Raw genomic sequence first — 6,273 nt, 5'->3', positions numbered from 1 at the left:
CAAGTTTTATTTGACTCCCAACTCGTTGGCTCGTTGCTTTTCAGCGTTGTGCCCCGTGTCGGTGGATGCGCATTATAGGGAAATCGAAACCCAGCGCAAGCGCTTTTTAGCACTTTTTTGGATTAATTTTTTACCCCAAAAAACCGCACAAACACCACACAAGTTACCCACAAAAACCTGTGGATAAGACAATAATATTTAGAGTTGAACGCGGTCCTGTGGTAAATTACGCCACCTTATTTACCCGTTCTGCTATATCTATAATAAGGGTCGTAATCCAATGGCTGACTTTTTTAATACAATAAGCGGCTTGCTGTGGGGTCATATACTTATATACCTATTAATTGCAGCAGGTGTTTTCTTTACCCTCCGACTGGGTTTCATTCAATTCACCCAATTCCCATACATGATTAAAGTGATGGCAAACAGCCGAAGCGGCGCCAAAGACGGTATCTCTTCTTTCCAGGCTTTTTGTACCTCCCTTGCCGCCCGGGTAGGAACCGGTAATATGGCCGGTGTTGCTGTTGCACTCTATTTAGGTGGGCCAGGTGCTATTTTTTGGATGTGGCTAATCGCGCTTATCGGCATGGCGACAAGCTTTGCAGAAAGTGCACTGGCTCAGCTATACAAAACCAAAGACGATGAAGGCAACTTCCGTGGTGGTCCTGCTTATTATATGGAGTATGGCCTGAACAAGCGTTGGATGGGTGTGCTCTTCTCTTTATGTCTTATCCTGGCGTTTGGCTTAGTGTTTAATGCCGTACAAGCGAATTCGATTGCCGCAGCATTTGAAGTTGCCTTTGACGTGCCTAAATACGTAATGGGTCTTTTGCTAGTCTGTGGTTCGGCCTTTATTATCTTTGGTGGCCTTAAGACCATAGCAAGATTTGCCGAGCTGGCCGTGCCATTTATGGCTATCGCCTATTTATTGCTGGCCATCGTTGTATGTGTCATGAACGCCAGCCAATTACCTGACGTCTTTATGCTGATCATTAACAGTGCGCTTGGTTTTGAACAAGCCGCAGGCGGTGCCGTAGGTTATGCTGTGATGCAGGCCATGATCCAGGGGATTAAACGCGGCCTGTTCTCTAACGAAGCCGGTATGGGTAGCGCTGCAAACGCCGCAGCAAGCGCAACACCGAATCCAAACCACCCAGCTTCACAGGGCTATGTTCAGATGCTTGGCGTATTTGTTGATACCATTGTTATCTGTAGTGCCACAGCGGCACTTATTCTGTTGTCAAACCAGCTTGTACCCGAGTCTGGTGTAACAGGAATTCAATTAACACAGGCTGCACTGGTTGAGCATGTCGGTGACTGGGGCGCGATTTTTGTTGCCATCGCTATCCTGTTCTTTGCCTTTACATCCATTGTTGCTAACTATAGTTATGCAGAAACCAACTTGCTGTTCCTTGAGCACAACCATCCTAAAGGCCTTTTTATCTTCCGAGCCTGTGTACTTGCTATGGTGATGTTTGGTGCGGTCGGCGAGCTTGGTTTGATTTGGACACTTGCCGACATCTCAATGGGCCTGATGGCCATCGTCAACGTAGTCGCGTTGTTCATGCTATCCGGCATTGTTATCTGGTTGGCTAAAGACTATCGTGCCCAGCTTAAACAAGGCAAAACCCCTGTTTTTGACCCTTCGCAAAAACCTGAAGTGTTAAAGACTCTGCCTAAAGGCATCTGGCACAAGTAATCCATTACCGAGGTAGCAGCTTATGCTACCTCCCCTCTTTTTCTATCCTCTGCAAATAAACTGTGCAACAAATCCGCAGCCAAACCAATTAAGTACAAATAACATTCAATTGAAACAATTACTTATTGCCTTTCATCAAAAAATCATTATAGTGAACCCCAAGTCGGCATATAGCGCAGCTTGGTAGCGCACTGTCATGGGGTGTCAGGGGTCGCAGGTTCAAATCCTGCTATGCCGACCATTTAACCCCCTCATAACATTAAAGTTTTATCCTATTCTAAAGTCCTAGACACACACCTGTGCAAAATAAGTGCAAAACTCAATTCAAAACTCGTACTCATTCATAGCAATCTTATTATATTCACTGGTTGAATTAACAGGCCGATGCATGCGTGCAGATAAGCGGGTTTATATCAACGATAATTAGCCACTGTTGAAGAGGTTGCAAATAGACCCTGTGGTGTCACTTATAAGCTACTTTCATTTAAAAGCTACTTAAGCTCTTAGACCGTCAGTATCCCGTGTTAAATCACACTAGTACAAATTAACACGGGTATTCTCAACATAAACCACACTCAAGTGCCTCACTCGAATGATTCAATTGAGCCGTCGGCGTATTTCACACTTCTTACATCGAATTTAAAAGTCATATCTTCAAGGCTGGTTACTTTCATCCAGTGATGTGATTGATTATATTTATTGTAGTCAAAACCTACTCCCTTTTGATATGCAGGTTCGTTTGGAGACATGGGCAAATTAATTGTTGTCTTCAGCTTAAAGCGAGGTTCACCAAATAGGTCAGCGAAAATCAAAACCCCTTTGATTGCTCTGGTGGGCTTACTAAGTTCTGATGTATTCCAGTCTACGTCAAACCAAATATTGGAGTCGTATTCGTAATCGTGATACGTTTTATTTAGGACTCTTGGTGAAATAATCTCAGGCTTTTCTGAATCCTCTTTATCACTTTCTTTTTTTCAGCCCCTGAGAACCAGCCGCTTTTTATGGAAGAGAAAGCTCCCAGCATTGATGAGCGGATTTCGTACTTTAAATACTCTCGGCCACTAAAGAAACCTATACAAAGGCACACAAAACTGATGATCAGAACCTCATTTCTGGCCAAATCTCTCGGCTTTTTGAGAGCTACTTGAGTGTTGTTGGTGGAGTCCGCTGGCGGCATTGGTACAACTTTAACATACGCAACACCACATTGAGGGCACTCCCAGTCGGGGTTCAGATCAGTTTCCTTTCGCTCGTACTTACATCTTGGGCAAATCATTGGTCTATATCCTTATACACAGTAAACACAAATACCCGCATAAAATTATCACTTGCGAAACTGGACCGCAAGAATACTCCGGGCTTGGAGGGAGTGTACAAATGGAAATAGCACCTTATCATGAAAACGTTAATACCAGGCACTAAGAAAGTACCCGATGCTAACAGGGATTTACCGGTGGGTGTCACTTAAAAGCTGTGAAGCGATGATCAAAGTGAAAATACGCAATAGAATGACTGGGCTAGGTATGCCTGAATATCAGGCAAACAGTTGAAATCTCGGTATTACCTAAGCTATCTAGATTTGATCAACAAGGCCTCATTTACTTGAAATATCAATTTTGCTGTATTAATTTCGTTCGTAGGCGAAGCAGTATTGCAAAACTCTTTTATAGCTGATGACCGACTAAATATCGATAGGTTGAGAGCTTACTCAAAAGATAATTTTACAGCCTTTCAAAAGGGCTAAAAATACAGATTAACTTGGTAAAAATATGGAAATAACTAACGTCATAAGCATCAATGGTGGATGGGTTCGCTTACAAGAAAACGAGCGCGTTTTTTCAGACATCAATACGGCTGTATCGGCCTTGAATCAAACTTTCATCTCTAACCCCAAACACAATCGACTTCGAACTACAGCTATAACATACCCGCTCCCCCACTACATTACGAATTTAGATGTGAGAACTTGTCTAAATAACTATATGAAAAGACTACGGTGGAAGTTAGAGAGTAATGACCATATGAGCGCCGAAAAAAAATACGAAGCGACATTCAAAAAAGCTTCGTTGAGTTTCATCACTCTTAGTAGTAGCGAATTACTAGATTGGCTTTTCGTAAAAAGTAAAATGGGTGTAAGCAGTGGCACAGTTGATCTTCCAATACTAGTCTCATGTAACAAGTCAACTAAAGCATCCAAGAAGATAGTTAATATTAACAATGAGTTACATGGAAACGTAAGGAGAAACATTCGCACCGACCAATTCTTCTTCGAAGATTGCCTCAATGACCTAGATAGTTACATAGATCTCGCCGACTTTCCTCCAATGGTTATTTTAGGGATTGCATTTGAAGAAGGCCCTTTAGAAATCTTTGAATATAATCAGGCTTCTTATACTAATGAGGACAAAATTGAACGCGTCATAGAATTCCCGGAAGAATATACGCAATCTTGTATAAGCATACTGTCTTACTTTGGCGAGGTAGTAAAACAAAAATATCCAGACATCGCCGTCAAGGTCAGAATTGAGCAAGACAACAACATTGTTAGAATGCTAATTACAGCACCGGACGGAACCAAAGAAATTATAGAAAGAACACTGGAAAACTACGCTCTGGTAGTAACCAATGACTCCCCACCAGAATCACTACTAGAAGATAAAGTACACATACTGGCGCTTAGCAATAAACTGGAAATGGCCAAGCTAGAAGTAAAACAAACACGGGAGTTACTTGCACTAACTAAAGAAAACTACGAAGGCCGAATCGGCACCCTTGAGGACGACGTAGCATTTTTAAGGCAGAAACTGGGCCAGCAGATGCACCACATGGACCAATCCCAGATCATTATTGGTGAACTATCTACAGGCAAAAGCGATTTGCTGGATTCATGTCACCAGATCATTTCAAAAATGATAGAGGCGCATCAACACAAACCCGAACTTCAAAGCGCGCTCAATATCATCAGCGAAGCTATTAACAACAAATCCAACGAAGAAGAAACCATACAGGCACTACAAACGATTCAGTCGGCTTCCCCCTCAATGTTCGAAACCATCAAAAAGGCCGCCGAAAACTCGCTGTATGGAGTGACAGGTAATTACTTGTTTCAATGGTGTAAGGCTGTAGAAACCGCCACAACGGTTCTACCATAAGCTGATAGTAATATTAATACTACCCAGCTTAAAAACTGGGTAACAGTCAAAGAAAGCAACCAGCGGCACACTACTTCATTTTAGCAGCAGCATAACCATTGGTTTTGACGGGCTTTTTCTCTTTAACAAACTTACTTCCTTTTAGCTCGCCATAATGTCCGTACACAGGTTCCTCGCCAATTGGATATGATTCGCACTTCACATTCTCCATTCGCTTTATTCGCTGAGTAACTTTTCGCTCATACAGATCAAAAGCATCCGAATCTTCGGCGTGAGGATTGTCGCTGTATGTGGGCGCTCTAGGTCCTAAGTTTGCCGCATCCCTTAATTTTTTAGATTTTTCATCATTCATTTAATTTCCTTGAAATAACCCCATGTAACCAGTTTTTAACGGCTGAAGGTCATTCTGCAATATATGCTTGAGCTACCTTCAAACTTGCCAAAAACGCCACTTTAACATTAACATACTAGCAAACCTTCAGTAGCATTTAAAAGGATCAACTATGCAGCTACCAAAAACAGGAAAGTACGTCAGAAAATCCGGTAAATATTATTACCTAGAAGCAGTGCATGAGCTAGATGATGCGTTTTACAGCGTTAAGCTGGCAAAAGAGAAAGCTTAGTTCCATTAGATTATTAGCTTTATATAGGAGCATATTGATGGACAAATACTCTGAGGGTTGTCATTTTATAAGACACTACTCAACCTGCAGTTTAAATGTCAGAATCTTGACCTTGGTTCAAGGTTTAGTTGTATTGTCAGCTTGGGGTTACCTGTTTTGCCAATCGAAATTTCCCCCATCGATCTTAGTTGCAGTCGCATCTTTTGGGGTGCTGCTCACCACCTTTTTGTTTAGACTAAACGCAGGCTACCTCAGTGCAGCCGATGAGTTTGCAAAGGCAGTGGTGATACTGGAAGGAGCGGAAGGCGGGCCTGCAACACATTACGAAAAGGCAAGAGAAAGCCTATATAAAAATAAATGGGCTCTATTCTTCACCTTAAATGCCACGTTCATCTTCATAGGATTCACGTTCTTTGTCTGCTTGGTAATAAGCGTATTAATGGAAATGCATACCTAAAGATAAGGATCGTTCCCCGCGCACGCGGGGAACACTCTAAAAAATTTTTACGACATCAGCCTTGTCGTTTTTAGTCTGCCCTGAGCGAAAACGGCTCTTAAGCTCAACAACATTACCGCTATGTTGCGCATCCTCAAAATAGCCCATGGGTAAGCTCAGCAGCTTCTCCGCCATATGTGGCGAAAGCCCAAGTTCACTTGCAAGCTCCGACTTACTCATCAAATTATCAGTGATCAGCTTAACCGTTCTTGGAAGCACTCTGGGCGTTTCAAACTGAATTTTCTCATGGCAGGTTCAAATTGGTCTGTGAATTTACCGGTGGGTGTCACTTGAACTACTTGC

The 6,273-nt window shown here is 42.5% G+C and carries 6 protein-coding genes and 1 tRNA gene; 5 read left to right on the top strand and 2 right to left on the bottom strand.

Annotation, left to right across the window (positions count from 1 at the left end; genetic code table 11):
• The 4 genes from MHN31_RS05355 to MHN31_RS05340 all read left to right on the top strand — a co-directional run.
• The coding region (locus tag MHN31_RS05355; protein WP_239443647.1) for a hypothetical protein at positions 1-187 on the top strand (187 nt) is incomplete at its 5' end.
• Between the two features lie 93 nt (positions 188-280).
• Positions 281-1,699: a sodium:alanine symporter family protein gene (locus MHN31_RS05350; RefSeq protein WP_010385312.1), complete on the top strand. Its 1,419-nt coding sequence runs from the start codon at positions 281-283 to the stop codon at positions 1,697-1,699.
• A 164-nt stretch (positions 1,700-1,863) separates the two neighbouring features.
• Positions 1,864-1,940, top strand: a tRNA-Pro gene (locus MHN31_RS05345).
• Positions 1,941-3,468: 1,528 nt separating this feature from the next.
• Positions 3,469-4,851 carry a hypothetical protein gene (locus MHN31_RS05340; RefSeq protein WP_239443646.1) on the top strand — a complete coding sequence of 461 codons (1,383 nt, stop codon included), beginning with the start codon at positions 3,469-3,471 and terminating at the stop codon, positions 4,849-4,851.
• Between the two features lie 70 nt (positions 4,852-4,921).
• Here MHN31_RS05340 and MHN31_RS05335 read toward each other — a convergent pair whose 3' ends face one another.
• On the bottom strand, positions 4,922-5,203 hold the full coding sequence (locus MHN31_RS05335) for a hypothetical protein (protein WP_239443645.1): 282 nt from the start codon (positions 5,201-5,203) through the stop codon (positions 4,922-4,924).
• A gap of 308 nt (positions 5,204-5,511) precedes the next feature.
• On the opposite strand from MHN31_RS05335, the gene MHN31_RS05330 reads away from it, so the two are divergent.
• The gene (locus MHN31_RS05330; RefSeq protein ID WP_239443644.1) at positions 5,512-5,931 is read left to right on the top strand and encodes a hypothetical protein; all 420 of its coding nucleotides are present in this window, start codon (positions 5,512-5,514) and stop codon (positions 5,929-5,931) included.
• Positions 5,932-5,967: 36 nt separating this feature from the next.
• Here MHN31_RS05330 and MHN31_RS05325 read toward each other — a convergent pair whose 3' ends face one another.
• Entirely contained in the window at positions 5,968-6,150 is a 183-nt protein-coding gene (locus MHN31_RS05325; protein ID WP_239443643.1) for a hypothetical protein, read from the bottom strand.
• Positions 6,151-6,273 lie beyond the last annotated feature (123 nt).

Origin of the sequence: Pseudoalteromonas sp. McH1-42, from assembly GCF_022347845.1 — a bacterium.
Lineage (GTDB): Bacteria > Pseudomonadota > Gammaproteobacteria > Enterobacterales > Alteromonadaceae > Pseudoalteromonas > Pseudoalteromonas rubra_D.
The sequence above is the reverse complement of the archived record's forward strand: the minus strand, read 5'-3'. Positions and strand labels throughout refer to the sequence as shown.

Bases quoted from the DNA above. Each gene is read 5' to 3' on its own strand.
- MHN31_RS05335 (WP_239443645.1), bottom strand. From the start codon at position 5,203: ATGAATGATGAAAAATCTAAAAAATTAAGGGATGCGGCAAACTTAGGA.
- MHN31_RS05340 (WP_239443646.1), top strand. From the start codon at position 3,469: ATGGAAATAACTAACGTCATAAGCATCAATGGTGGATGGGTTCGCTTA.
- MHN31_RS05325 (WP_239443643.1), bottom strand. From the start codon at position 6,150: ATGAGTAAGTCGGAGCTTGCAAGTGAACTTGGGCTTTCGCCACATATG.
- MHN31_RS05350 (WP_010385312.1), top strand. From the start codon at position 281: ATGGCTGACTTTTTTAATACAATAAGCGGCTTGCTGTGGGGTCATATA.
- MHN31_RS05330 (WP_239443644.1), top strand. From the start codon at position 5,512: ATGGACAAATACTCTGAGGGTTGTCATTTTATAAGACACTACTCAACC.